The following is a 24,132-nucleotide window of genomic DNA, read 5'->3' as shown; positions in this document are numbered from 1 at the left end:
CTAGGGGCGGCCGTGACGGCGCCGCCGCGCGTTCATCGGTGCGAGGTGTACTCGACGACCTGCTGGAAGGTCGGCCGGTTCTGCCAGGTGATCTTGCCGTGCTTGATCCCGCCGAGCGTCCGCTGGACGATCGAGTCGGCGCACCACTGGTCGCCCGCCGAGCACTGGTCGTCGCCCGGGTACACGGTCGACGCGCTCTTGCCGGCCGCCTCCTTCAGTGAGCTGATCAGGGCGTCCCGGCAGGCGGTGAGGCTGCCCCCGCCGCAGTACGTCTGCGGCAGGCCGCCCTGCACGGACTCCCCGAGCACCGCCCGGATGTCCTTGTCGACATAGCTCCACCAGCCGTACTGGAAGGAGCTTCCGGCGTGCGAGCCGGTCGGTCCGTGTCCGGCGGACGGCGCCTCGTCGACAGGGAGGTTGTTGCCGAACGCGGTGTACAGGTCGCTGCCGAGTCCCGGCTGGAACTCCGCCTTCACCAGCAGCGGCCACCAGGCGTCCAGGAGACGGATCGCGTCGGCGTTGGCGTAGGTGTGCGAACCCGACGACGTCTCCGTGCGCTTGGCACCCGCCGTCACCCACGCGGACAACTTGCTCACGGCCGCGGCGGCCGTGGAGTCCGTGACCGGGGAGCTGTTGACGACCTTGAGCAGGTCGGGGAGCACGTCCTCGGCGCGCAGATCGGCGAGTGCCGCGTCGGCCATCGCCTTCACCAGCGCGGACCTGGTGACTCCGCCGGCCGCGACCAGCTTGGACACCCGGTCCTCCAGCAGGTCCCCGCGGTGCACCGAGCCGTCCCCCCAGGAGGCCGTGGTGTAGTCCTTGGCCTGCTTGTTGTTCCAGGAGATGTAGTAGTCCTGGTCCACCGAGTTGGGATGCGCGGACGCCGGAGTGTAGGAGGCGGTGTTCGTGGCCGGGTCCCAGTTCCGCCACTCGTACCCGGCCTGCGCCCACACCGGGAACTCCGCGTCGACGCCGCTCGCCCGCACCGGGTTGTCACCGCTGTTGTAGTAGGCGGTGTGCGCCGAGTCGGCGTAGAACCAGTTGAAGGTGTAGTTGATGTTCTGCGCCGCGCTCTGGAAGGTGGCCGGACTCTTCACGAAGTCGGGGTCGTTGAGCATCTGGAAGCCGATGATCGAGTCGGCCTCGTGCATGAAGGAGGTGCGCAGGGTGGTGTACGCGACCTTCTTGCCGCCCACCGTCGCGCGGTACTCCACGGGCCCGTACTTGGTGCGGTAGACCTGCATCCGGTACGACCCGGCGGCGGTGCCGTCGGCGGTGGTCGGCTTCCAGGAGTTGGTCCGCTCGATCTTGTCCATCGCCGTGCAGGTGCCGTGGTACAGGTAGTGGTAGTCGTCCTGGCACAGTTCGACGGCGTAGGTGTCGATGATGTCCTGGCCGGAGGTCGTCGCGCTCCAGGAGTAGTCCTGGCCGCGGCCGAGTTCGACGTACATGCTCAGGCCCGCGAAGGAGGCGCCGCGGGCGCTGATCCCGGGCCCCTGGATCTCCTGGAGCATGAGGAGCTGTGGCGCGAAGTAGCCGGTCTGCGGGCCGAAGACGGCGATCGGGTGGCCGCTCGCGGTGTGGTTGCCGCTGACCACGAGGGCGTTGGACATCCCGCGCTTGGCGGAGGTGAGCGCGGTCGTGGCCGCCGTGGCCGAGGCACCGGTCGCGCTCGCGCCGGCCGCGCTGCCGGTGCGGTCGTAGACCAGCGGTTCCTGGCTCACCGAGCCGGTGTCGGGCAGTGCCTGGCCCTGCGCGCTGTCGGGCTTGGCGGCGTAGGGGAAGCTCTCGCCGTTGTGCACGGTGAGCGCGGCTTCCGGGTCGTTGCGCTCGCGGAAGGACTCCCAGACCTTGGTGCCCTCGGTGACGCCGTACTTGGACTGGGCGGCGAGCAGGGAGAGGGCGTTGTTGACCTCGCCGCCGCCTCCGGAACCGAAGAGCGAGCCGATGACGGAGGCCAGCGCGACCAGGTCGGTGAGTTTGAAGTGGTCGATGGTCCCGGCGTTGGTGATGGAGTCCTTGTGGCCGGTCAGGACGTATTCGCCGGGGAAGTAGCGGCCGCTGTCGGAGGCGTCGATGTAGGCGTTGACGCCGTCGATGTAGGCGTTGGCGTCGGCGAGGGCCTGGACCCCGCGGGCTCCGGCCTTGCTGGTCGCACTGTCGATCTGGGCCTGCAGATCCGCCTCGGTGTAGGGCGCGTTGCGCCAGAACTCCTGCTCCAGTCCCTGGTTGGAGGGCGCGCCGCCGGCGAAGCTGGTGAGCTGGCCGCGTCCGACGTGCCGGAAGACGTCCATGAGCCACAGCCGGTCCTGGGCCGCCGCGAACCCGGCGCCGTACTCGGTGCCGTAGCGGGTGGTGCCGGTGATGTGCGGCACGCCCGTCCTCTTGTCGCGGACGATCGTCACGTCGGTGCGGCCGCCGGGCTTGGTGGTCGACTCCACCTGGCCCGAGGCGACGCCGAAGGAGGCGTCGTTGAAGAAGTCGTTGATCTTGGCGTCGGTGAGCGTGGAGGAGCCGGAGGGCAGGTTGCCGTAGAGGCCGAGCTGGTCCTCGGCGTGACCGGGCTGGGTTCCGAAGACCTGGTTGAGCAGGATCTGGGCGAGGGTGGCGTTGCCGTTCTCACCGGGCGGCAGGATGTCGGAGCACTGACCGCCGCAGTAGTCGTTCGCGGCGACCGCCGCCGAGGTGTCCGCGGCGGCCGCCGGGGAAAGCGGCGACAAAAGACCGGCAATGAGCACGCATAGGGATGCCGCCTTGAGGAACTTGGGGAATCTGCGGGGAGTTCTCAGTCTGTCCAAGGTGGTGCGTGGGGTGCTCGGTGGCATGTCAGCTCCTACCGACGGGGGGTGGGCCGGACGTTACCGCCGGTATCCCCGAGTTTGAAGATGAACATGCGTCAGTTTTTGGGATTCACAGCGAGCGAGGGCGCACAGGAGGTCCGGCACACGGCCGGCCGACGGCGACGGAAGGCGGGGTCAGGACACTCGGCGGGTGGCTCGCGGGGGTCGTCGAAAAATTGGATGGAGCCGAATCGCTTGTCGATACGTCTACTCGACGACGTCCGTACGGGACGGCGCCGAAGTGACCGGAGTACAGGTGCAGGTGTGACGGAGGTGCAGGACGATGGCCGGTTTCCGGAGTCTGGCGAGACAGGCGCGAGATCCGAGGTGTGATCTGGCGCTGCGGCGGTACTCACTGCGCAAGTGCCTGGAGCGGTTCGCCCCTTACGGGCATCGGGCGACCTGGGACCATCTGTGTTCCCGGGCCGGATTCGACCCCGAGGACCGCTCCCCCGATCCGGCGCGGCTCGTGGCCGCACTGGACGAACTGGAGGAGGCCCGCTCCGTCTGGCTCGCCTACGAGGTCGCGTTCGCGCAGCGTCGCAAGAAGGAGAAGCACGACGGGCTGCGCAGGCCGGGCAGTGTCGACGACTGGCACCGGCTCACCTGGGGCGGCTTCGGTGTCGCCTGGTGCGACGACCCCCGTGTCCACCCCCATGAACCCCTGGCCGAGGTGCTGCGCCGGCTGATCGCGGCACTGGAGCGCGAACCGGGCACCGTCTGCCCCGTGTGCGCCGGTGAGCGCCTTGTCTGGATGTACGAACTGGCCCACGAACCGTCGTCGGGTCCCGTCTGCACGAGCTGCGGCATCGTGGTGCCGCGGCCCGTCCTGACCCCGGAAGCGCTGGCCGGCGCGAGGCGCGTCCGGCTGCTCGTGTCCGCGTGAGTTCCCCGTCCGGCCGAGCGCGGCCGGGCAGCGGACCCAGGGGGTGAGCCGTCGGCCGCGGAAGGCCCGTGGCCGGGCGCGTACGTGTGACACCGGGTCGGTCGGGGACTGTCCCGCGCCGACGGGGGACTCGGTGCGGCTCCGTGCGGACGGAGCCCGGATCGGCACGGCGGCCCCGTCGTGCCGATGACGCCCGAACGACGGTGAGGCCGGCGGCCGATGCCTGTCGCGGCGCCGCCCATCCGGGCCGTGGCCGAGGCGGCGGTCCGCCCTCGCGGCGGGCGTGCGCCGGGATCGCGGTCGGTGACGGTACCAGCCGTTAATCCGCTGGCTCCAGCCGTTTCTCCCACGGACAGTTGGGGGCGATGAAGAACCGCTGAGCACTCCTGGAGTCCCCCATGTCGACACTGCGCGTCACCGCCGAAACGCTGACCATCCACGAGCATCCCAACGCCGACGCGCTCGAACTGGCCCAGGTGGGTCTGTATCGGGCCGTGGTCGCCAAAGGCGCGTACCGCACCGGCGAGTGGGCGCTCTACATCCCGGAGCAGTCCGTGCTGCCGGCCCCGCTGATCGAGGAGCTGGGGCTGACCGGGCGTCTGGCGGGCAGTTCGTCGGACCGGGTCAGGGCGGTGCGGCTGCGCGGCGAGCTGTCGCAGGGGATCGTGTGCCGCCCGAAGGCGCTGGCGGACGTGGACCTGGCGCGGGCCGCCGAGGAGGGCACGGACTTCGCGGAGTTCCTCGGGATCGTGAAGTGGGTGCCGCCGATCCCGCCCACGATGAACGGCGATGTCGAGGCGGCGCCCGATCTGCTGCCCTGGGTCGACATCGAGAACATCCAGCGGTACCCGGACATCTTCACGCCGGGCGAGCCCGTCGTCGTGACGGAGAAGCTGCACGGTTCGGCCTGTCTGCTGACCTACCTCGCCGACGAGGGCCGCGTCCACGTGTCCTCGAAGGGCTTCGGCTCCAAGTCCCTGGCGCTGAAGGAGGATCCGCGCAATCTGTACTGGCGCGCGGTGCGCGGACACGGCGTCGCGGAGGCGGCCGCCGGGATCGCCGAGCGGCTGGGCGCACGCCGTGTCGGCATCTTCGGCGAGGTGTACGGAGCCGGTGTGCAGGACCTGTCGTACGGCGCCGACGGCCGCCGCGAGGCGATCGGCTACGCCGTGTTCGACGTGTCCGCGGAGATCGACGGCGAGGTCCGCTGGCTGGACGCGCAGGAGCTGCTGGCGGGCGAACTCCCCCTCGTACCAAGGCTGTACGAGGGCCCGTACGACGTCGAGCGCGTCCTGGAGACCGCCTCCGGCCGGGAGACCGTGTCCGGTCGCGGGCTGCATCTGCGCGAGGGTGTCGTGATCCGCCCCGGGGCTCCGGCTCCCGGCGGACCGGAGGGGACCTTCGTCGCCGCCGAGCGGTACAGCCCGGTGACGGGCGGACGGGCGATAGCGAAGGCGGTCAGCCCGGCCTACCTGACCCGCAAGGGCGGCACGGAGTACGAGTGACGCGCTCGCGGGCGGGGCGGCTGACGCGTCGGGGGCGGGGCTGTCGAGGGCCACGCGTCAGCGGCAGTCCCCCGCCGCCGGGTCCCGGCGCGGCCCGGGCTCGCACGCGGCCGCCGGACCCCGCTCCTGGGGTGCCGGCGCCGGCCGCGCGCCGGCCTGTTCCACCAGGAGGCGGGAGCCGGCCCGGCGCTCGCCGAGGACGTCGTCGGGGTTGGAGAGCACACAGGTCTCCAGGGAGAGGCAGCCGCAGCCGATGCAGTCCGTGAGGTGGTCGCGCAGCCGGCCGAGCTGTTTGATGCGCTCGTCGAGTTCGGAGCGCCAGGCCCGGGAGAGCCGGGCCCAGTCCTCCCGCGTCGGGGTGCGCTCCTCGGGGAGCTCGGCGAGCGCCTCCCGGATGGTGGCGAGCGGGATGCCGACGCGCTGGGCGGCCCGGACGAAGGCGACGCGGCGCAGCGCGTCACGGTGGTAGCGGCGCTGGTTGCCCGAGGTGCGGCGGCTGCTGATCAGGCCCTTGGACTCGTAGAAGTGCAGGGCGGAGACGGCCGCGCCACTGCGGGCCGACAACTGTCCGACGGTCAGCTCGTGGACCTTCTCGGGGATCTGGGGCACCCCTCCAACCTACCTACCGCGCCACGCGTCCGGTCCGTTGACATGCGCCGCCCGGCCGACCATGCTAAGCAGTCGCTTAGACTATGAGATGCGGGAGGCCAGGGACATGGCAGAGCCGAGGACGTTCGCGACGGTCGACGAACTGCGGGGCGCCGTGGGCGAGCAGCTGGGACACACGGACTGGGTCGAGATCGAGCAGAAGCGGATCGACCTCTTCGCGGAGGCCACCGGCGACCACCAGTGGATCCACGTCGACCCCGAGAAGGCCGCGGCGGGTCCGTTCGGCACCACGATCGCGCACGGCTATCTGACCCTGTCGCTGCTGCCGCTCTTCGGTCCGCAGCTGATCAGCGTCGAAGGCGTGAGGATGGGCGTCAACTACGGGACGAACAAGGTCCGTTTCCCCGCTCCGGTTCCGGTCGGCTCGCGGCTGCGCGCCACCGGGACGATCACCGCGGTGGACGACGTGCCCGGTGGCGTGCAGGTCTCCCTGGCCTTCACCGTGGAGCGCGAGGGCGGCGACAAGCCGGTCTGCGTCGCGGAGTCGGTCTCCCGCTACTACCTCTGAACCGCACCCGGGCCCGGCACCGGCACGTGCCGGCCGGGCCGCCCTACTCCTTGAATCCCACCATCCGCCGGACGAGGTCGGCGTAGAGCGTGCCGACCTCGTCCGGTGTGCGGGGGCCTTCGACGTTGAACCAGCGGGCCACGTCGATGCACAGGGACAGCACGGCGACGGTGGTCCCGGGAACGTCCGGGACGTCGAACTCGCCGGTCGCGACACCGTCCTGGATGATGCCGCGGACCTCCGCGTCGACCTGCCTGCGCAGCGCGATGATCTCCGCGCGGGCGTCCGGCCCGAGGGCCTCCAGCTCGTACTGGACCACGCGGGCCGTGGTGTGCTGGCCCGCGTGCCACCGTACGAAGGAGCGCACGGCGTCGGAGAGCCGTTCGGCCGCCGTGCCCTCGGCCTCGGCGGCGGTGCGCACGATGTCGAGCGCCTTGTCGTGGCCGATCCGGCTGATCCGGTGGAGCAGCTCTTCCTTGGTCTTGTAGTGGATGTACAGCGCGGCCGGGCTCATGCCCGCGCGGCCCGCGATGTCCCGGGTCGTCGTCGCGTGGTACCCGCGCTCGGCGAAGGCCTCCACTGCGGCGATCAGCAGCCGCCGCGCCGCGTCCGGGGTCACCTCGGCCCACGGCTGCATCTCGCCGCCGGGCGTCTCCTGCGCCGTACTCATCGCTGTTCGCCCCTTCTCGACTGACAGGGTGAACACCATACCCCCGAAGCTGAGCGGGCGCTTAGCGTCTTCGGCCAGGTCATGGCCGCGCGGGGGTCAGAGCTTCTCGAACGGGTCGTACACCCGGGCGCCGGGACGGCCGCCGTCCTGGCGGTCACGGATCACTTTGGCGAGCGTGAAGGAGGACGTCACCAGATAGAGGACGGCGATGGCCAGGAAGCCCCGCACCCACGCGTCGGCCTGGAGCTTGAAGATGCCGAGCGCGGTGGCGGCCATCGCGACGGAGAAGGAGGCCACGGCCTGTCCGTAGAAGGCGGCCGTGTTCTGCTGCTTGACGGGTGTCTCGCTCATGGGACAAGGATCGGCGGACGTGGCCGCCGCCACATCCGCCGTCGTACTCAGGGACGTACTCAGAGTCAGAACGCCGAGACACCCGTCAGAGCGCGCCCGATGACCAGCTTCTGTATCTGGCTGGTGCCTTCGTACAGGGTCATCACCCGGGCGTCGCGCAGGAGTTTGCCGACCGGGTACTCGTCGATGTAGCCGTAGCCGCCGTAGACCTGGAGGGCGTTGTTCGCCGCGCGCACGGCGGCCTCGGAGGCGAAGAGCTTGGCCTTGGAGGACTCGGTCGCGAACGGCAGCCCGCGGTCCACGAGATCGGCGACCCGCCAGGTCAGCAGCCGCGCCGCGTCCACGTCGACGGCGATGTCGCTGAGGAGTTCCTGGACGAGCTGGTGGTGGGCGATCGTCTTCCCGAACTGCTCCCGCTCGGTCGCGTACGCCACGGCCGCGTCCAGGGCGGCCTGGGCGATGCCGACGCAGCCCGCGGCCACCGACATCCGGCCCTTCGCGAGCGCCGACATGGCCACCGTGAAGCCCTTGCCCTCGGGCGCCAGCATGGCGCTCGCCGGCACGCGTACGTCCTCGAAGGCGAGTTCGGCGGTGGCCTGGCCGCGCAGCCCCAGCTTGCCGTGGATGGTGCGGCGGGTCAGACCGGGGGTGTCGGTGGGCACCAGGAAGGCGGAGACGCCCTTGTGGCCCGGGGCGTCGGTGGAGCGGGCGAAGAGCAGCACGACATCGGCCCAGGTGCCGTTCGTGATGAACATCTTGCTGCCGTTGATCACATAGTCGTCGCCGTCGCGCACGGCCCGCGTCGACAACCGGCCCGCGTCGGAGCCGGTGCCGGGCTCGGTGAGGCCGAAGCAGCCGACGTACTCGCCCGCGGTCAGCCCCGGCAGCCAGCGCCGCTTCTGCTCCTCGCTCCCCCAGGCGGCGATCGACTTGGCGACGAGCCCGAGCGAGACGGAGACGATCCCGCGCACGGAGGAGTCACCGCGCCCGAGCTCCTCGGTGACCAGGCAGTACGCGAGATGGTCGCCGCCGCTGCCGCCGTACTCCTCGTCGATGGTGAGGCCGAGGAAGCCGACCTCGCCGAGCTTCTTCACGATGGACCGGTCCACGTCCTCGGCGCGGTCCCACGCGACGACGTGCGGGGCGATCTCACGGTGCACGAAGTCCTTGGCGAGCTGCCGGACGGCGGTCTGCTCATCGCTGAGCCCAAGGTTCATGCCGGGTCACCCCACAGATAGCTGACGTTGAAAGCCGTAGATTTAAATTAGCACTGCTAGTTTCATGGTGCAGCCCTACTATGTGCGCCATGGCCCGACCGCGCAAGCCCCTCCTCAGCACCGACCGCATCGTCGAGACGGCACGGACGCTGGTGGACGCCGAGGGCCTCGCGGCCGTCTCGACGCGCCGGCTCGCGGCGGAACTCGGAGTGAGCGGGCCCTCCCTCTACAACCACTTCCGCACCAAGGACCAGATCCTGGAGGCGGTCGCGGACTCGGTGAGCGCGCAGGTCGACCTGTCGATGTTCCAGGGCGGCCGCGACTGGCGGACCGCGCTGCACGACTGGGCCGTCTCCTACCGCGCCGCCCTGCGCGACCACCCGAACATCGTCCCGGTCCTCGCGCGCGGACCGGGCCGCAGGCCGGCCGGACTCCGGCTCGCCGACGCCGTCTTCGGCGCCATGGTCGACGCCGGCTGGCCGCCGGCCCAGGCCACCTCGATCGGGGCGCTGATGCGGTACTTCATCATGGGGTCCGCGCTGGGTTCCTTCGCCGGCGGATTCGTGGACGACGAGAGCGCGTACGACCCGGACGACTATCCGCATCTGGGGCAGGCGCACCTCCTCGCCGAACAGCAGGAGAAGATCGACGAGCGGGCCTTCGAGACGGGACTCGGCGCGCTGCTGGACGGCCTCGCCGTGCAGTACGCGAGGCTGGCCCGGGAGGACTGAGCGAGGCGGTCCCCGGCAGTCACCGGTCACGGCTCGGCACCGGGCTCGGCTCCCGGCAGGGAACCGGTCACGGCTCCCGGCAGGCAGGGCAGTGGACTCGGCTCCGCGCCCGGCACGGGGCTCCTCGGTTCCACACCCGGCACGGGCCCGGCTCCACACCCGGCACGGGCTCGGCTCCACACCCGGCACCGGGCCCGGACGTGCGTCGACCTGGGCGTCCGAAATCCGCGCGACCCGCGGCCTCGGCCCGCCTAGCCTCGGGGCATGACGAACACCTCCCCTGTCACGTCCCCTGTCGCGCCGCCCGGTCGGCGGGCGCGGTTGCTCGCCGCCGGTGCGGCGACCGTCACCGTCGGCCTGTGGGCCTCCGCGTTCGTCGCGATCCGCAGCGCGGGCGCCGCGTACTCGCCGGGCGCGCTGGCGCTCGGACGGCTGCTGGCGGGAGCTCTGGTGCTCGGTGGCGTCTGCGTCGTGCGCGGTGAGGGGCTGCCGCCGCGCGGTGCCTGGCGCGGCATCGCACTGTCGGGGGTGCTGTGGTTCGGGCTCTACATGGTCGCCCTGAACTGGGGCGAGCGGCAGGTGGACGCCGGTACGGCGGCGCTCGTGGTGAACATCGGCCCGATCCTGATCGCCCTGCTCGGCGCCCGGCTGCTGGGGGACGCGATGCCGCCGCGGCTGCTGGCCGGTATGGCGGTGTCGTTCGCGGGAGCGGTCGCGGTGGGGCTGTCGATGTCCGGTGGCGGTGGTTCCTCGGTGCTCGGGGTCGTGCTGTGTCTGCTCGCCGCCGTCGCGTACGCCGCGGGGGTCGTCGCGCAGAAGCCGGCGCTCGGGCGCGCGAGCGTGCTCCAGGTGACGACGTTCGGCTGTCTGGTCGGGGCCGTGATGTGCCTGCCGTTCGCGGGACAGCTCGTCCACGACGCCGCCGCCGCTCCCCTGTCGGCCACGCTCGACATGGTCTATCTGGGTGTCTTCCCTACCGCGCTTGCCTTCACGACCTGGGGGTACGCCCTCGCCCGGACGAGCGCCAGTCGCATGGGCGCGACGACGTACGCGGTGCCCGCCCTGGTGGTGCTGATGTCCTGGCTGTTCCTGGAGGAGGTCCCGGGGCCGCTGACACTGGCGGGCGGGGTGCTGTGTCTGGCCGGCGTGGCGGTGTCGCGCTCCCGGCCGCGCCGGGGCCATGCGTCGGCGGAGCCGCCCGTCCCGGGTGCCGCCGGACCGGCCGCCGCACCCGAGGCGGCATCCGCCCCGACGGCCCCGACCACGGCTCCGGCTCCGGCCCCGGCGGGTGCTCCGGCGCCCACGACGGCCCCCGGGACGGGAGACCGGACCGGCCAGGCCTGACACAGGCCTGGCATGGGGCCGCCTCGGGGACGCGGATTCTCGCGTCCCCGAGGCGGCCCGGAGATGTCGATGGCAGACGTGGGCTCTAGAAGAGCACCAGGGCCCGGCCCCCCTTGCCCGCGATCATGTTGTCGAAGGCCGCGGGGATGCCGTCCAGGGCGATGCGGTCGGTGACCAGGCCCCCGAGGTCGAGCCGGCCCGCGCGTACGTGCTCGGCGAGCACCGGGAGATCGCGTGCCGGGTCGGAGTTGCCGTAGACGCAGCCGGCGAGGGTCCTGCCCCAGTGGAAGATCTCCAGGGCGTTGAAGGTGACCTGCTGGTCCTTGCCGCCGATGCCGACGACGGTGGTGCGGCCACCGCGCCGGGTCGACTCCCAGGCCGTACGGATGGTGACGGCTCGGCCGACGCACTCGACGGCGACGTCGACGCCCTGCTTGCCGGTGAGGCCGCGGATCTCGCGGGCGGTGGTGTCGGAGGCGACGACGTAGTCGGTGGCCCCGGCCTCACGGGCGAGCTGCTCCTTCTCGGGCGAGACGTCCACCGCGACGATCTTCGAGGCGCCCGCGATCCGGGCGGCCTGGAGAGCGGCGAGCCCGACCCCGCCGGCCCCGAACACGGCGACGGTCTCGCCGGGCCTGACCTTCGCGGAGTGGTGGACGGCGCCGTACCCGGTGAGGACGGCGCAGCCGAGCAGGGCGGCCTCGGTGAGCGGGATGCCGTCCGGGGCGGGCAGGAGACAGGACACCGGGACGACCGTCTCCTCGGCGAACGCGGCGACGTTCAGGCCGGGGTACAGATCGCTCCCGTCGGAGGCGCGGCGGGCGTACACGTTACCGGCGCCGGTCAGCGCGTCGGCGCACAGCCACACCTCGCCCAGCGAGCAGGCGTGACACCTCCCGCAGGAGGGAGCCCAGTTGAGGACGACCCGGGAGCCGGGGGCGACCTGGGTGACCCCCTCGCCGACGGCGACGACGGTGCCGGCGCCCTCATGGCCGAGCACGGCGGGCACCGGCACCCGCATGGTGCCGTTGGACAGGGACAGGTCGGAGTGGCAGACCCCGGCGGCGGCGAGTCTCACCCGGACCTGGCCCGGTCCGGGGTCGGGGAGTTCGATCTCGGCGATCTCCAGCGGGGCACCCACGGCGGGAAGGACAGCGGCGCGAACCACGTGAACGCTCCTAGAACTGGAGGGACTTGGTCTGGAGATACTCGGACAGTCCATGGGCGCCGAGTTCGCGCCCCACGCCCGACTGCTTGTAACCACCGAAGGGCGCCAGGGGGTTGAAGCGTCCCCCGTTGATGTCGACCTGGCCGGTGTCGAGCCGCCGGGCGAAGGCGACCGCCTCGGACTCCTCGCCCGCCCACACCGCGCCCGCGAGCCCGTACACGGTCCCGTTGGCGATCCGCAGGGCGTCCTCGGTGTCCTCGTAGCGCAGGATCGACAGGACCGGGCCGAAGATCTCCTCCTGGGCGATCGTCATCCGCTCGGTGACGTCGGCGAAGACGGTGGGGCTGACGAAGTAGCCCTGTTCACGCGGGGATTCGGGCCCGCCCACGACGATCCGCGCGCCCTCGGCGACGCCCTTCTCGATGTAACCGCGCACCCGGTCCCGCTGCTTGGCGTTGACGACGGGGCCGATGCGGTCGCCGTACTTCGCGGCGGCGGCCGCGGCGAGCTCGACCGCCTCGTCGTAACGCTCGGCGGGGACCAGCATGCGGGTCCACGCGCTGCACGTCTGGCCGGAGTTGGACATCACGTTGGCGACGCCGACGCTCACGGCCTTGGCGAGGTCGGCGCTCGGCAGGATGACGTTCGCGGACTTGCCGCCGAGTTCGAGGGCCACCCGCTTGACCGCGGCGCCCGCGGTGGCGCCGATCCGCCGGCCGACCGCCGTGGAGCCGGTGAAGGAGACCAGGTCGACGTCCGGGTGCTCGGCGAGCGCCTGGCCCGCGACCGGGCCGAGGCCGGTGACGAGGTTGAAGACACCGGCCGGCACGCCCGCCTCGGCCACGGCCTCGGCGAAGAGCTGGGCGGTGAGCGGGGTGTCCTCGGCGGGCTTCAGCACCACCGTGCAGCCGGCGGCGAGCGCGGGGGCGACCTTGGCGACGATCTGGTGCAGCGGGTAGTTCCAGGGCGTGATCGCGCCGACGACGCCGACGGGCTCCTGGTAGACGGTCGAGTTGCCGACCTTCTCCTCGAAGGCGTACGTCGCCGCCAGCTCGGCGTAGGAGCCGGCGACCAGCACCGGGACACCCGCGTGCACCGCCTGGGAGAACGCGAGCGGCGCTCCCAGCTCGGCGGTGACGGTCTCGGCGATCTCGTCCTTGCGGGCGGCCAGCACGTCCCTCAGGGCGGACAGGCGGGCGGCGCGTTCGGCGGGCGCGGTCGCGGCCCAGCCGGGGAACGCGGCGCGGGCGGAGCGTACGGCGGCGTCGACGTCCTCGGCCGTGCCCGCCGGGACCTGGCCGATCACCTGCTCGTCGACCGGGTTCACGACCTCGATCGTGTCCCGTCCGGCGGCGGGGCGCCACGCTCCGTCGATGTACATGCCGTCATGTGCCTTCATCGTGTTCCTCCCGGGCGGGGCAGCGTCGTCCGGACCCTAAACTAGCGGTGATAGTTTTGCGGCGCCAGGGTGACCTGCCGCACGACGGGTCCCCGGTCCCGCGCGGAGTCCGTGCCCCACGCCCCGGGACGTCACTCCTCCAGGTCGGGCAGGCGCTCCGGTGCCGGGCAGATCCGCTCGCCGCTCCGGTCGAAGACGAACAGGTGGGCGAGGTCCACGAGGAGCGGGATCTGCATGCCGTGGCGGAGTTCGAGGTCGGGCGTGGTGCGGACGACGAGATCGCCGGGCAGCCGCCCCTCGGGCGGTGTCTGCCCGGGGTGATCGCCCTCGTCGTCCGCCGCGTGGTCGAGGACGACGACCGGTCCGGCCCGCAGCGCCCCGGCGCGCCCGCGCAGCCGGTCCAGCACGGTCCCGGCGTCACGGCGCCGTCGCCGCACCGGGCGGGACGGACGCGGCGACTCCAGGTCGGGCACGAAGGCCGGCCGCGAGCCCGTGTTGAAGTGGACGAGGACCTCGTGCCCCTGGAACTCCACATGCTCGACCAGACCGGTGATCGCCACCTCGCCCGGCCGGGCGTCGGACGCCCTGGCGAGCCGTATGGCCTCGGAGCGCAGCCCGACGATCACCTCGCGGCCCTGCTGCACCCGGAGCAACTGGTGGTCCAGACAGAGGGGTTCGGGCAGCCGCAGGTACTGCTTGCCGAGACTGATCGTCATGGCGCCGTCGAGCGGGGCCCGGACGAGTCCGCGCAGCAGGTTGATCCGCGGGGTGCCGATGAAGGCGGCGACGAAGACGTTCGCGGGCAGCCCGTAGACCGTGCGGGGCGTGCCCAGTTGCTGGAGGACCCCGCCGCGCATCACGGCGACCCGGTCACCGAGCGACATGGCCTCGGCCTGGTCGTGGGTGACGTAGACCGTGGTCGCGCCGAGGTCCCTGGTGAGCTTGGAGATCTCGGCCCGCAGGTGGTTGCGGAGTTTGGCGTCGAGATTGGACAGCGGTTCGTCCATCAGGAAGGTGGACGGGTGGCGCGCGATCGCCCGGCCCATCGCGACGCGCTGCCGCTCGCCGCCGGAGAGCTGGCTGGGGAAGCGGTCGAGGAGGTCCTGGATACCCAGCATGCGGGCGGTGGCGTCCACCTGGGCCCGGGGGTCCGCGCCCGGCGTCTCGATCCGCAGCGGGAAGCCGATGTTGTCGCGGCTGGTCATGCTCGGATAGAGGGCGAAGTTCTGGAACACCATAGCCATGTTCCGCTCGGAGGGCGGCAGGTCGTTGGCGTACTCCCCGTCCAGGCGCACCTCGCCCTCCGTGACCTCCTCCAGTCCCGCGATCATCCTCAGCACGGTCGACTTGCCGCAGCCGGAGGGGCCGAGCAGCACGAGGAACTCGCCGGGCCGGATGTCCAGCGAGAAGCGTTCCACCACACGGGGCCCGCGGGCGTACGTTTTGCTGACGTGGTGCAGGGAGATGGCGCGTGTCATGACAGGTGCCCCCGGGGGCGTGCAAGGCGCTGGTGCTCCGCGGCCGGTCGTCCCGTACGGGTCGTACGGGACCTTGAGTCACGGAAGCTAACGGACCGCACACGTCCGGGGGAAGACGCGTGGCGGAAACGGACGGGCGGGTTCGGTACGGGCGGAAACGGACGATCGGATACCGGTGGGGCGGGGACCGGGCGCGGGGGATCCCGCGCCGCAACTCCGGTCCGCCGTACCGCGGTTCGCCTCACCGGGCGCCGGCCCGCCCCAGGATCTGCGTGAGGTGGGCGAAGGCGATGACGTTGGCGGCGTAGCCGGTCCTGTGGTCGTACGCGCCGCCGCAGGTGATCAGCCGCAGTTCGGGGCGCCCCCGGTTGCCGTACACCTCCTTGTCGGGGAACTGGGCCTTCGCATACGTCCGTACGACGTCGACCGTATAGACGGCGGTCCGTCCGTCCACGCGCCGCGCCTCGACGCGCGCGCCGGGGCGGATCCGTTCGAGCGGGGCGAAGACGGCGGGTCCCGTCCGGGTGTCGCGGTGGCCGACGACGAGGGCCGTGCCGCGTTCGCCCGGCGTGGGACCGTCCGTGTACCAGCCGACGGGCTTCGGATCGTCCACGGGCGGCGCGGCGAGCCGTCTTTGACGGTCCAGCCGGAGGCCGATGACCGGCGCGTCGACGCCGAGGGAGGCAATGCGCAGGCGGACGGCCCGGGAGCGGGGCAGCGGTGCGGGCGGGGGTGCGGGACGGGCCGTGCGGCGGGCGGCCGGCGACGGATGCCGCCGTGGGCCGCGCGCGTCGCCGCCGGGGCGGGCGTCCGGCGCGTGCCCGGCGCCCGCCTTGCCGGCCGGAGCCCGGGAGGCGGCGCCGTCGTCGCGTACGGCACCGGACGCCACCGTCCCGGCGGGCTCACCGTCCCCCGCCCACCAGACGCCGCCCACCACCAGCGCGACGGTGACCACCAGGGTCCTCGTCAGGCGGTAGGCGCGCGTCCGGTACCAGGGCCTCCGTCGTCTACGCGGCGCCATTGCCGCGTCGGCGCAGCCGCAGGAACACGACTCCCCCGGCCACGACGAGACCCGCGGCCGCCGCACCGGCCACCGGCGAGAAGTTCCGCTCGTGAGCGAGTCCGCCGCCGCCCGCCGGAGGTCCTCCGTTGGGGCCCGGGCCGCCCTGCTGTCCGCCCGGACCGCCGCCCGGACCGCCGCCCGGACCGCCCGGACCGCCCAGTTGGCTGGGCGTCGCGCTGGGTCCGCCGCCCCTGGTCGGCGTCGGGGCCGGAGCGCTGACGGGGCAGTCGACCTTGAAGACCTTGCTCTTGCCCGCGCCGTTCTCCCCCTGGAAGTTCCAGGTCAGCTTGTACTGGCCGTCGGGCAGGGTGAAGATGCGGGTCCCGGCGCGCCCGGTCTGGGACGCGGACAGCGTGCCCGTCAGGACGGGGTCGCCCGCGGCGCCGGGCTGGTGGGCGATCGACCAGGTGACCCGCTGTCCCGCGTCGAAGTTGAAGCCGTCGAGGTAGAAGTGACAGACCTTCGGATCGTCCCGCTGGTCTTCGAACGACGTGTTCGCGTCGTGGACCTTGACGTCGCCGTTGTCGCCGGGGGCGGCGAAGGCGGCCGGGGCACCGAGGAAGGCGGCGCCCGCGACCGCGAGGCCGACGAGGGCTCCGGCGCCGCGATGGGGCACAGAGAGGGACGGGGTGGGCATGCGAGGCGCCTCCGAGTCAGATGATTTTCATACAAATTTCAGGTCATCTGACTATTTCTCACAGAAGGTCCCAAAAGGGACGCAACTGCGCCCAGACCCCCGCCGGCTGTTCGCTCTACCGGCGCAAGGACGCCCCCGGGCCGCGACGGTTCACGGGCGTCCGCGGCGGCCCCGGGGCGTGTGGCGGGCTCAGGGGCAGGCCGCCAGTTCCACGGGCACCCCGTTGAGGACCGCCGTTCCGGACAGCGGGTCGAGCAGCGTGCCGTCGAGGAGCTGGTTGACGTTGACCCCGGGATCCAGGGCGGCATGGCTCATCCGGGTGCCGGGGCGGTCGTGGCCCCAGCCGTGCGGAAGGCTCACCACCCCGCGCCGCACGGTGTCGGTGACCTCCGCCGGGGCGATCACCTCGCCGCCGGCGCCCTTGATCCGTACGGCCGCCCCGTCCGCGAGCCCCAGCCGGGCGGCGTCGTCGGGGTGGATGTGCAGGGTGCAGCGGTTGGAACCGCCGGTGAGCGCGGGGATGTTGTGCATCCAGCTGTTGTTGGAGCGCAGATGACGGCGGCCGACGAGGACGATCGCCGCCGGGCGCTCGCGCAGCGCCTCGCGCAGACGGGGCAGATCACCGGCGATCGGCTCCGGAAGCAGCTCGATCTTCCCGCTGCGGGTCTTCAGCCGGTGCGGCAGGCCGGAGGAGAGCGGTCCGAGGTCGATGCCGTGCGGGTGCGCCAGCAGCTTGTCCAGGGTCAGGCCGTCGGGGCGGGCGCCGAAGCCGTCGCCGTACGGGCCGAGGCGCAGCATCAGGTCGAGCCGGCGTTCGGGGCCGTTCTCGCCGGTCAGGGCGGCGGCGAGTTCGCGCGGGTCGCGCCCGTGCACGGGGGACGCGCTGTCCCCGGTCGCCTTGGCGAGGGTGCCCTCGATGACCATGGTGTCCACGGCGGAGGGGTCGGCGCCGTGCATGCCGGTCGCGGCGAGGACGAGCCGGGCCAGGATCTCGGTCTCCGCCATCCGGCCCTCCTCCAGCGGCACGGCGGGGCGGTTGTAGCGGACCTGGTTGCGGACGGCGAGGGTGTTGAACGCGAAGTCGTGGTGCGCGCTCCGGGAGGGCGGGGGCGGCGGCAGCACGACGTGGGCGTGGCGCGAGGTCTCGTTCAGGTAGGGGTCGACGCTGACCATGAAGTCCAGCGATTCGAGCGCCTTGTCGAGCCGGAGACCGTCGGGCGCGGAGAGGACGGGGTTGGCGGCGACGGCGATGACCGCGCGGACCGGGCTGCCGTCCTCGGTCGGGGTGTCGATCTCCTCGGCCAGGGCGGCCAGGGGCAGTTCGCCCTTGGCCTCCGGATGCCGGCTCACCCTGCTGTGCCAGCGGCCGAGGGCGAAGCCGTGGCCGGGGCCCGCCGGGCGGGGTGTCCGGTCGGTGGCGGCCGTCGGGAAGAGGGCACCGCCGGGCCGGTCGAGGTTGCCGGTGAGGATGTTGAGGACGTCCACCAGCCAGCTGGCCAGGGTGCCGTGCGGGACCGTGCAGCTGCCGATGCGGCCGTAGACGGCGGCGGTGGGCGCGGCGGCCAGCTCGCGGGCCAGCTCCCGGATGGTGACGGCGTCCACGTCGCAGGCCGCGCTCGCCGCCTCCGGGGTGAAGTCCCGCAGAGCGTCCGGGAGTTCGTCGACACCCTGGACGTGCGGGGCGAGTGCGCCGAGGTCGACGAGCTTCTCCTCGAACAGGACGTACGCCATCGCCGCGAGGAGCATCGCGTCGGTGCCGGGGCGGACGGCCACATGGCGGTCGGCGAGCTTGGCCGTGCGGGTGCGGCGCGGGTCGATGACGGTCAGCGTGCCGCCGCGGGCCCGCAGCGCCCGGAGCTTGCCGGGGAAGTCGGGGGCCGTGCACAGACTCCCGTTGGACTCCAGCGGGTTGGCGCCGATGAGCAGGAGGTGGTCGGTGCGGTCCAGGTCCGGCACGGGGATCGCGTTGGCGTCGCCGAACAGCAGTCCGCTCGACACGTGCTTGGGCATCTGGTCGAGCGTGGAGGCGGTGAAGACGCTGTGCGTGCGCAGGGCGCCGAGCAGGACGGTCGGGTAGAGGGCGCCGGCCATGGTGTGCACGTTCGGGTTGCCGAGGACGACGCCGAGGGCGTGCGGCCCGTACCGCTCGACGACCGGGCGCAGTCCGGCGGCCACCGCGTCGAAGGCCTCCTGCCAGGTGGCCTCGCGCAGTACCCCGTCCTCGCGGACGAGGGGGGTGCGCAGCCGGTCGGGGTCACCGTCGGCGGCGCCGAAGGAGGCACCCTTCGGACAGATGAAGCCCTTGCTGAACACGTCGTCGCGGTCACCCCGGGCGCCGGTCACCCGGGTGCCCTCGATGGTCAGGGTCAGCCCGCAGGTGGCTTCGCACAGGGGGCAGACGCGCAGCGCGGTTCGGGAGTCGGGGGTGGTACCGGAGGTGCGGGACACGGGTCCTCCCGGAGGGCGGTGGCTTGGATGGCACACGGACGCGAGTGAGCATACCGACCGGTACGCATGGCGGGGAGGGTCTCCGGGGGTCCGTCGCAAATCCGCGCGCCGGGGATTTCGGGCCTCCGGGGACTCCGGGGGCTCTCCCGTGCGTGTCCCGGACGTGGACCGTCAGTCGAGGACCCGGGCCAGATACGCCCGCAGCAGTTCGCGGGTCTCCTCGATGATCCGCTCGTCCCCCTCGGGATCAACCCGGAACGCCAGGTGGACCAGGGTGTCGGCGCTCTCCACGGCGATCAGGAAGCAGCGGCGGAGATCGTCGTCCGGTTCGCGGTCCAGGTAGCCGGAGAGCAGGTCGGTCAGGCGGTCGGCGACCCGGGTGTTGGGCTCGGCGTACCGGGCGCCGACGGGAATCTGGTTGCCGAAGTCGACGAGGGAGAAGCCCGGCGCGGTGCGTTTCATGGCGAGGTACTCGTCGAGCACCGCGTCCATCGCGGCCCGCCAGCCTCCGCCGTCCGCCGCGCGCAGGCTCTCGGTGACGCGCTCGCTGTACAGCTCCAGGTTGCGCTGGGCGAGCGCGTCGGCCATCGCCCGCTTGTTGCCGAAGAAGCGGTAGACCGAGCCGATGGGCACTCCGGCCCGCTGGGCCACGGCCCGTGTGCTCAGCCCGTCGTAGCCCACCTCGTCCAGGAGGTCGGCGCAGGCGTCGAGGATTCTGGTCAGTCGTTCTGCGCTACGCCGCTGTACGGGCGCTCTGCGGAGCGAGGTCGCATGGGGCACGGTCTTCATGATGCCTTTCCGCCGGGGTCCGGTGAACCTCGCCCTTCAGTACGCACCTCCGTGCCGTGACCACTCATTTTCGGCGGACGTCTCTGTGCCGTGACCACGCGTCGCGCCCAGGACCCGCGGCCCGGCGCACCCCGGGCCCGCGGCCCGTCCCGCCGCCGGACCGCGGCCTGGGAGGTCCGCGCGGCCGGCGGCGTCAGTCCTCCGCGGGCGACGCCGGCGAGGCCGCGGCCTCGGCCTCGGGTGTCCGCGATTCCGGGCCCGGTATCGCGCCGGTGCCCGAGGCCGTGATGTCGGCCGTGCTCTCCACGGGCCTGCCCCGGACGGCCCACACGGTGCCGTCGTCGGCGTACAGCCGCGCGGTGATGTGGTGGGTACCGCGCGGCACGAGGTGCCCGGCCAGGTGGTAGTCGGCGGTGCGCAGTCGGGCGACGGTCCGGCCGTCGACGTAGAGGTGCACGATGCCGCGCCCGGCGACGGGCACGGCGCGCGTGCCCACGGGCGAGAAGCGGAAGTCGCGCAGGGTCAGCCGCACGTCCCAGCCGTCGGCGGAGTCCGGCTGGACCTCGATCCCGACCTCGGGTGCCCCCTTGGCGTCCACCTCACGGAAGAACCGTCCCTCCTCGTCCATCTCGTCGAGCAACGTGCCCACGGGCGAGGCGGAGACCGTGCTCCCCCGCTCGTGCGCATCACCGGCGCCGCAGCCCGCGGCCCCGCCGCACAGGGCGCAGGTCACGAGCGCGGTGAGCAGTCCACGCGTCCACCGCATGTCCGGGAGCGTAGAACAAGGCCCCTTACGGCCGGATCCCCCTGAAGTCGGGTTCTTGGCGTGACTCACACCCTTGAGGACTAGGACCTGTCCTAGTCCCCTGGCAATTCCGGCCAACCGTCGAGTTGCCCGGCCGTCCTCTTGCGCGGGGCGATCCGGAATCCTACGGTGATACATAGGAATCAGGCGCGAGGGAGCGATCATGAGCGGGGACGCGAGGAAGACGGCCGAGGGGCTGGCCTACCTCACCGGATTCGGCAACGAACACAGCTCGGAGGCGGTCCCCGGGGCCCTGCCGCACGGCCGCAACGCGCCGCAGCGCGCACCGCTCGGCCTGTACGCGGAGCAGCTGAGCGGTTCGGCGTTCACCGAGCCGAGGGCGTCCAACCGGCGTTCGTGGCTGTACCGGATCCGGCCGTCGGCCGCGCACCCCGCGTTCACCCGCGCCGACAACGGGGCGCTGCGGACGGCACCGTTCACCGAGACGGTGCCCGACCCGAACCGGCTGCGCTGGAACCCGCTCCCCGAGCCCCCCGCCGGGACGGACTTCCTGGCGGGCCTGTGGACCCTCGGCGGCAACGGCGACGCCGGTCAGCGCACCGGGATCGCGGTGCACCTCTACCACGCCAACGCGTCCATGGAGCGGGTGTTCAGCGACGCCGACGGCGAACTGCTCATCGTCCCGGAGCGCGGCGGCCTGCTGCTGCGCACCGAGTTCGGGCTGCTGCACGTGGAACCGGGCCAGATGGCACTGATCCCCCGGGGGGTGCGCTTCCGGGCGGAGCTGCTGGACACGGCCCCGGCGGGCGGGCGCGGCCGCGGCGCCCGTGGCTATGTGTGCGAGAACTACGGGGCACCCTTCCAGCTTCCCGACCTCGGCCCGATCGGCGCCAACGGCCTCGCCAACGCCCGCGACTTCCTCGCCCCGGTCGCCGCCTACGAGGACGTCGAGGGCCCGGTCGAGGTGGTGAACAAGTTCTGCGGCAACCTCTGGACGGCGACGTACGACCACTCGCCGCTGGACGTCGTCGCCTGGCACGGCAACCATGTGCCGTACGTCTACGACCTGCACCGTTTCAATGTGATCGGCTCCATCAGCTACGACCACCCGGACCCCTCGATCTTCACGGTGCTCACCTCGCCGTCCGACACCCCGGGTCTGGCCGGGGTCGACTTCGTCGTGTTCGCGCCGCGCTGGCTGGTGGGCGAGGACACGTTCCGGCCCCCGTACTTCCACCGGAACGTGATGAGTGAGTACATGGGTCTCATCGAGGGCGCGTACGACGCGAAGGCGGAGGGCTTCGTTCCGGGCGGCGGCTCGCTGCACAACATGATGTCGGCACACGGACCGGACCAGGAGACCTTCGACCGCGCCAGCGCCGCCGAACTGAAGCCCCAGAAGATCGACGACGGTCTGGCGTTCATGTTCGAGACCCGCTGGCCGGTGACCGCGACGGCCCAGGCGGCACGGGCGGACCACCTCCAGCGCGGCTACGACGACGTGTGGAAGGGGCTCGGGCGGCACTTCCGTCCGGCCGGCTGAGCTTCACCGGCCGTTGCCTTCCACGCCCGCGACCGGTACGGATACCCTCGTGACCTCCTTCGCTCCCGATTCGATCGTCCTGAACCGCAAGCTGCCGCTGTGGTATCAGGTGTCGCAGTCCCTGCGTGCCTCGATACTCGGCCGCGCTCCCCAGGACCCCCTGCGTCTGCCCACCGAGGAGCAGCTCGCGGGTCACTACGGCGTGAGCGTGCTGACCATGCGGCAGGCGCTCAAGGAGCTGGAGGTCGAGGGGCTCATCACCCGGCACCGCCGGCGGGGCACGTTCATCGAGCCGAGTGCGCGGCGGAGCGCGCCCGTGCGGCTGCTCGGCTCGGTGGACGCGATCGTGGCTCAGCAGTCGGGCATGACGACCGAGCTGCTGAGTCAGGGGAAGGCGCCCGTTTCCGGCGAACTGGCGGAATTCTTCCCGGACGTGGCGGAGGTGGCGACGTACCACCGGCTGCGCAGCGACGAGGCGACGGGCGAGCCGACGAACCACGCGCGCAACTACCTCCGGCCGGAGCTGGCCGACCGGATCGACCGGGAGGATCTCATCCGCTGGCCGATGACCAAGGTGCTGCGGGACGTGCTCGGGGTGGGCATCAGCCGGATCACCGACACGGTGGAGGCCACGCTCGCGGACCCGGAGACGGCGCGGCTGCTCCAAGTGCCGCTGCTCAGCCCGATCCTGCGCTACACCGGCGTCATCCACGGCACGGAGGGGCAGGCGCTGGACGTGGCGGTCATCCACTACCGGGGCGACCGCTTCTCGTTCACGGTCACCCTCGACGCGCACTGACGATGGCGTACGGGGACGGCGCGCGGCGCCCGCGTCGTACGATGCCGGGCGTGACGCCCGACGCCGCTCCGCTGCTCGCGGACCTCATGCCGTGGTCCGTCGCACCGCCGAGGCTGGGCCGGAGGTGGCCGACGGCGCCCGACGCGGCCTCCCTGAAAGCCCGCTGGGACGCCCTCGTGCGGGCCGAAGGGGAGGACCGCGAGACGCTGTTCGGGCCGACGCGGGCACGCACGACGCACTCCGCGGTCGCCCAGCTCCCGGGCCAGTCCAGCGGGACGGGCCGCCTCGCGCGGGCGTCGGACCCCTGCCCGGCACCGGTCCGCGTGCTGAGCGGCCCGTTCGACGAGCAGTGGCTGATTCCCGACCACAGGCTGATCGACTCGGCCCGCCCCGAGCTGTGGCGGGTGACGGACGGGGAGCAGGTTTTCGCGGTCGAACAGACATCGAATCCCGAGGGTTCCGGTCCGGCCCTGCTGGCCGCGTCCGTGCTGCCGTTGAGCGCGGGCCGCGGCGGGCGGGTGCGTCCGCTCTACCGGCGCCCCGGTGGCCGTGAACCGAACCTGGCGCCAGGCCTGCTGGAGCATCTGGGCTCCCGCCTCGGCCACGCGCCCGCACCCCTCGACGTCCTCGCGTGGACGGTGGCGGTCGCGCGGCACGGCCGCGACGGATGCGCGGTCCCGCTCACCGCCGACCCCGAAGTGTGGTCCGGGGGCGTCGAGTTGGGCCGGCGCATGCTGCGGCTGATGCGGCGCGGGGGCGAGCGTCCCAAACTCCCCGGCGGCCGGCGGCCCTACGTACGCGCACCGCTGTCCGCCCTCCCCCAGGTGTCCCGGCCGGCCGCGGGCACCCCGCTCACCGACCCGTACTACGACCGCGCCGAGGAGTCCCTCCACCTCGGCGACGGCAGGATCTCGCCCGTGCCGCCCGAGGCCTGGGACTTCGAGGTCGGCGGCGTACGCGTGCTGGAACAGTGGTTCGCGGCGAGGACGGGGGCGGCGGAGCCGGGCACGCTGGAGGCGATCGGCCCCGCCGACTGGCCGCAGGCGTGGACGTCCGAACTCCTCGAACTCATCACGGTGCTCGCACTCCTCGCGGAACTGCGCCCCCAGCAGGCCGCGTTGGAGCCGGGGACACCGATCACCCGGACGGAGCTGCGCACGGCCGGGGTGCTCCCGGTCGCGGACGCGGCGCGCCGCCCCGCCTCGGTGCTCGACCATCACGAAGAGGGCCCGGAGGGCCAGTTCGCGCTGATCTAGCGCCCCGCCAGGCGCTCTCCGCCTCGGGGCGACGGCGGCACTCCTTCAGGGGGCAGCCGCCGGTG

21 protein-coding genes are annotated in these 24,132 nt (G+C 72.5%); 8 read left to right on the top strand and 13 right to left on the bottom strand.

All coding sequences use genetic code 11. From position 1 onward, the window contains the following. Window positions 1-32: 32 nt before the first annotated feature. On the bottom strand, window positions 33-2,825 hold the full coding sequence (locus tag ACF07B_RS38125; RefSeq protein WP_392182290.1) for a penicillin acylase family protein: 2,793 nt from the start codon (window positions 2,823-2,825) through the stop codon (window positions 33-35). A gap of 298 nt (window positions 2,826-3,123) precedes the next feature. Here ACF07B_RS38125 and ACF07B_RS38120 point away from each other — a divergent pair, with 298 nt between their 5' ends. Both ACF07B_RS38120 and ACF07B_RS38115 read left to right on the top strand, forming a co-directional pair. Continuing rightward, a complete protein-coding gene (locus tag ACF07B_RS38120) occupies window positions 3,124-3,726 on the top strand; it encodes a hypothetical protein (RefSeq protein ID WP_362400252.1) in 603 nt (200 codons plus the stop codon). 398 nt (window positions 3,727-4,124) lie between these two features. Next, on the top strand, window positions 4,125-5,231 hold the full coding sequence (locus ACF07B_RS38115; protein WP_392182289.1) for an RNA ligase (ATP): 1,107 nt from the start codon (window positions 4,125-4,127) through the stop codon (window positions 5,229-5,231). 57 nt (window positions 5,232-5,288) lie between these two features. Here the strand turns inward: ACF07B_RS38115 and soxR are convergent, their stop codons facing one another. Continuing rightward, window positions 5,289-5,840 carry a redox-sensitive transcriptional activator SoxR gene (gene soxR / locus ACF07B_RS38110; protein WP_392182288.1) on the bottom strand — a complete coding sequence of 184 codons (552 nt, stop codon included), beginning with the start codon at window positions 5,838-5,840 and terminating at the stop codon, window positions 5,289-5,291. A gap of 106 nt (window positions 5,841-5,946) precedes the next feature. Between soxR and ACF07B_RS38105 the strand changes: the two genes are divergently transcribed. Then, the gene (locus ACF07B_RS38105; RefSeq protein WP_362400261.1) at window positions 5,947-6,408 is read left to right on the top strand and encodes a MaoC family dehydratase; all 462 of its coding nucleotides are present in this window, start codon (window positions 5,947-5,949) and stop codon (window positions 6,406-6,408) included. A gap of 43 nt (window positions 6,409-6,451) precedes the next feature. Here the strand turns inward: ACF07B_RS38105 and ACF07B_RS38100 are convergent, their stop codons facing one another. The 3 genes from ACF07B_RS38100 to ACF07B_RS38090 all read right to left on the bottom strand — a co-directional run bounded on the left by ACF07B_RS38100 (window position 6,452) and on the right by ACF07B_RS38090 (window position 8,646). Beyond that, entirely contained in the window at window positions 6,452-7,078 is a 627-nt protein-coding gene (locus tag ACF07B_RS38100; RefSeq protein ID WP_369485863.1) for a TetR/AcrR family transcriptional regulator, read from the bottom strand. 96 nt (window positions 7,079-7,174) lie between these two features. Beyond that, window positions 7,175-7,429 (bottom strand): YiaA/YiaB family inner membrane protein, encoded by a 255-nt coding sequence (locus ACF07B_RS38095; protein ID WP_392182287.1) that lies wholly within the window; start codon window positions 7,427-7,429, stop codon window positions 7,175-7,177. 65 nt (window positions 7,430-7,494) lie between these two features. Next, the gene (locus tag ACF07B_RS38090; RefSeq protein WP_392182286.1) at window positions 7,495-8,646 is read right to left on the bottom strand and encodes an acyl-CoA dehydrogenase family protein; all 1,152 of its coding nucleotides are present in this window, start codon (window positions 8,644-8,646) and stop codon (window positions 7,495-7,497) included. Window positions 8,647-8,735: 89 nt separating this feature from the next. Between ACF07B_RS38090 and ACF07B_RS38085 the strand changes: the two genes are divergently transcribed. Together ACF07B_RS38085 and ACF07B_RS38080 are read left to right on the top strand one after the other, a co-directional pair. Further along, complete coding sequence (locus tag ACF07B_RS38085) at window positions 8,736-9,377, top strand: TetR/AcrR family transcriptional regulator (RefSeq protein WP_369485865.1); 642 nt, start codon at window positions 8,736-8,738, stop codon at window positions 9,375-9,377. Between the two features lie 264 nt (window positions 9,378-9,641). Further along, window positions 9,642-10,721: a DMT family transporter gene (locus ACF07B_RS38080; RefSeq protein ID WP_392182285.1), complete on the top strand. Its 1,080-nt coding sequence runs from the start codon at window positions 9,642-9,644 to the stop codon at window positions 10,719-10,721. A gap of 85 nt (window positions 10,722-10,806) precedes the next feature. Here ACF07B_RS38080 and ACF07B_RS38075 read toward each other — a convergent pair whose 3' ends face one another. The 8 genes from ACF07B_RS38075 to ACF07B_RS38040 all read right to left on the bottom strand — a co-directional run bounded on the left by ACF07B_RS38075 (window position 10,807) and on the right by ACF07B_RS38040 (window position 20,469). Continuing rightward, window positions 10,807-11,943 carry a Zn-dependent alcohol dehydrogenase gene (locus tag ACF07B_RS38075; RefSeq protein ID WP_392182284.1) on the bottom strand — a complete coding sequence of 379 codons (1,137 nt, stop codon included), beginning with the start codon at window positions 11,941-11,943 and terminating at the stop codon, window positions 10,807-10,809. Continuing rightward, window positions 11,900-13,288 carry an aldehyde dehydrogenase family protein gene (locus tag ACF07B_RS38070; RefSeq protein WP_392182283.1) on the bottom strand — a complete coding sequence of 463 codons (1,389 nt, stop codon included), beginning with the start codon at window positions 13,286-13,288 and terminating at the stop codon, window positions 11,900-11,902. Before ACF07B_RS38070 ends, ACF07B_RS38075 begins: the two co-directional genes overlap by 44 nt. Before the next feature lie 131 nt (window positions 13,289-13,419). After that, window positions 13,420-14,766 (bottom strand): ABC transporter ATP-binding protein, encoded by a 1,347-nt coding sequence (locus ACF07B_RS38065; protein WP_369484057.1) that lies wholly within the window; start codon window positions 14,764-14,766, stop codon window positions 13,420-13,422. 241 nt (window positions 14,767-15,007) lie between these two features. After that, window positions 15,008-15,787, bottom strand: coding sequence for a class F sortase (locus ACF07B_RS38060; RefSeq protein ID WP_392182282.1), 780 nt, complete (start codon window positions 15,785-15,787; stop codon window positions 15,008-15,010). After that, window positions 15,774-16,466 carry a hypothetical protein gene (locus ACF07B_RS38055; protein WP_392182281.1) on the bottom strand — a complete coding sequence of 231 codons (693 nt, stop codon included), beginning with the start codon at window positions 16,464-16,466 and terminating at the stop codon, window positions 15,774-15,776. The genes ACF07B_RS38060 and ACF07B_RS38055 overlap by 14 nt, the downstream gene beginning before the upstream one ends. A gap of 189 nt (window positions 16,467-16,655) precedes the next feature. Then, window positions 16,656-18,914, bottom strand: coding sequence for a molybdopterin oxidoreductase family protein (locus ACF07B_RS38050; protein WP_392182280.1), 2,259 nt, complete (start codon window positions 18,912-18,914; stop codon window positions 16,656-16,658). 171 nt (window positions 18,915-19,085) lie between these two features. Continuing rightward, on the bottom strand, window positions 19,086-19,703 hold the full coding sequence (locus tag ACF07B_RS38045) for a TetR/AcrR family transcriptional regulator (RefSeq protein ID WP_362400294.1): 618 nt from the start codon (window positions 19,701-19,703) through the stop codon (window positions 19,086-19,088). 193 nt (window positions 19,704-19,896) lie between these two features. After that, window positions 19,897-20,469, bottom strand: a complete 573-nt coding sequence (locus ACF07B_RS38040; RefSeq protein ID WP_392182279.1) for a hypothetical protein — start codon at window positions 20,467-20,469, stop codon at window positions 19,897-19,899. Between the two features lie 202 nt (window positions 20,470-20,671). Between ACF07B_RS38040 and hmgA the strand changes: the two genes are divergently transcribed. The 3 genes from hmgA to ACF07B_RS38025 are packed head-to-tail and all read left to right on the top strand — an operon-like array spanning window position 20,672 to window position 24,067. Further along, window positions 20,672-22,012, top strand: a complete 1,341-nt coding sequence (gene hmgA, locus ACF07B_RS38035; protein WP_392182278.1) for a homogentisate 1,2-dioxygenase — start codon at window positions 20,672-20,674, stop codon at window positions 22,010-22,012. Between the two features lie 49 nt (window positions 22,013-22,061). Further along, the gene (locus ACF07B_RS38030; RefSeq protein ID WP_392182277.1) at window positions 22,062-22,811 is read left to right on the top strand and encodes a GntR family transcriptional regulator; all 750 of its coding nucleotides are present in this window, start codon (window positions 22,062-22,064) and stop codon (window positions 22,809-22,811) included. Between the two features lie 41 nt (window positions 22,812-22,852). Then, window positions 22,853-24,067 (top strand): type ISP restriction/modification enzyme, encoded by a 1,215-nt coding sequence (locus tag ACF07B_RS38025; protein WP_392182276.1) that lies wholly within the window; start codon window positions 22,853-22,855, stop codon window positions 24,065-24,067. Window positions 24,068-24,132: the final 65 nt, after the last annotated feature.

The sequence above is a fragment of the Streptomyces sp. NPDC015532 genome, from assembly GCF_043078065.1.
In the GTDB taxonomy this organism is placed as follows: domain Bacteria; phylum Actinomycetota; class Actinomycetes; order Streptomycetales; family Streptomycetaceae; genus Streptomyces.
Note: the sequence above shows the minus strand (reverse complement) of the source record. Positions and strands in the feature narration are given on the sequence as shown.

Coding starts and splice junctions, on each gene's coding strand:
- ACF07B_RS38025 (WP_392182276.1), top strand. CDS start 22,853: ATGCCGGGCGTGACGCCCGACGCCGCTCCGCTGCTCGCGGACCTCATG.
- ACF07B_RS38125 (WP_392182290.1), bottom strand. CDS start 2,825: ATGCCACCGAGCACCCCACGCACCACCTTGGACAGACTGAGAACTCCC.
- ACF07B_RS38080 (WP_392182285.1), top strand. CDS start 9,642: ATGACGAACACCTCCCCTGTCACGTCCCCTGTCGCGCCGCCCGGTCGG.
- ACF07B_RS38070 (WP_392182283.1), bottom strand. CDS start 13,288: ATGAAGGCACATGACGGCATGTACATCGACGGAGCGTGGCGCCCCGCC.
- ACF07B_RS38115 (WP_392182289.1), top strand. CDS start 4,125: ATGTCGACACTGCGCGTCACCGCCGAAACGCTGACCATCCACGAGCAT.
- ACF07B_RS38055 (WP_392182281.1), bottom strand. CDS start 16,466: ATGCCCACCCCGTCCCTCTCTGTGCCCCATCGCGGCGCCGGAGCCCTC.
- ACF07B_RS38060 (WP_392182282.1), bottom strand. CDS start 15,787: ATGGCGCCGCGTAGACGACGGAGGCCCTGGTACCGGACGCGCGCCTAC.
- ACF07B_RS38085 (WP_369485865.1), top strand. CDS start 8,736: ATGGCCCGACCGCGCAAGCCCCTCCTCAGCACCGACCGCATCGTCGAG.
- ACF07B_RS38045 (WP_362400294.1), bottom strand. CDS start 19,703: ATGAAGACCGTGCCCCATGCGACCTCGCTCCGCAGAGCGCCCGTACAG.
- ACF07B_RS38065 (WP_369484057.1), bottom strand. CDS start 14,766: ATGACACGCGCCATCTCCCTGCACCACGTCAGCAAAACGTACGCCCGC.
- ACF07B_RS38120 (WP_362400252.1), top strand. CDS start 3,124: ATGGCCGGTTTCCGGAGTCTGGCGAGACAGGCGCGAGATCCGAGGTGT.
- ACF07B_RS38040 (WP_392182279.1), bottom strand. CDS start 20,469: ATGCGGTGGACGCGTGGACTGCTCACCGCGCTCGTGACCTGCGCCCTG.
- ACF07B_RS38090 (WP_392182286.1), bottom strand. CDS start 8,646: ATGAACCTTGGGCTCAGCGATGAGCAGACCGCCGTCCGGCAGCTCGCC.
- ACF07B_RS38105 (WP_362400261.1), top strand. CDS start 5,947: ATGGCAGAGCCGAGGACGTTCGCGACGGTCGACGAACTGCGGGGCGCC.
- ACF07B_RS38100 (WP_369485863.1), bottom strand. CDS start 7,078: ATGAGTACGGCGCAGGAGACGCCCGGCGGCGAGATGCAGCCGTGGGCC.
- hmgA (WP_392182278.1), top strand. CDS start 20,672: ATGAGCGGGGACGCGAGGAAGACGGCCGAGGGGCTGGCCTACCTCACC.
- ACF07B_RS38095 (WP_392182287.1), bottom strand. CDS start 7,429: ATGAGCGAGACACCCGTCAAGCAGCAGAACACGGCCGCCTTCTACGGA.
- ACF07B_RS38075 (WP_392182284.1), bottom strand. CDS start 11,943: ATGGACTGTCCGAGTATCTCCAGACCAAGTCCCTCCAGTTCTAGGAGC.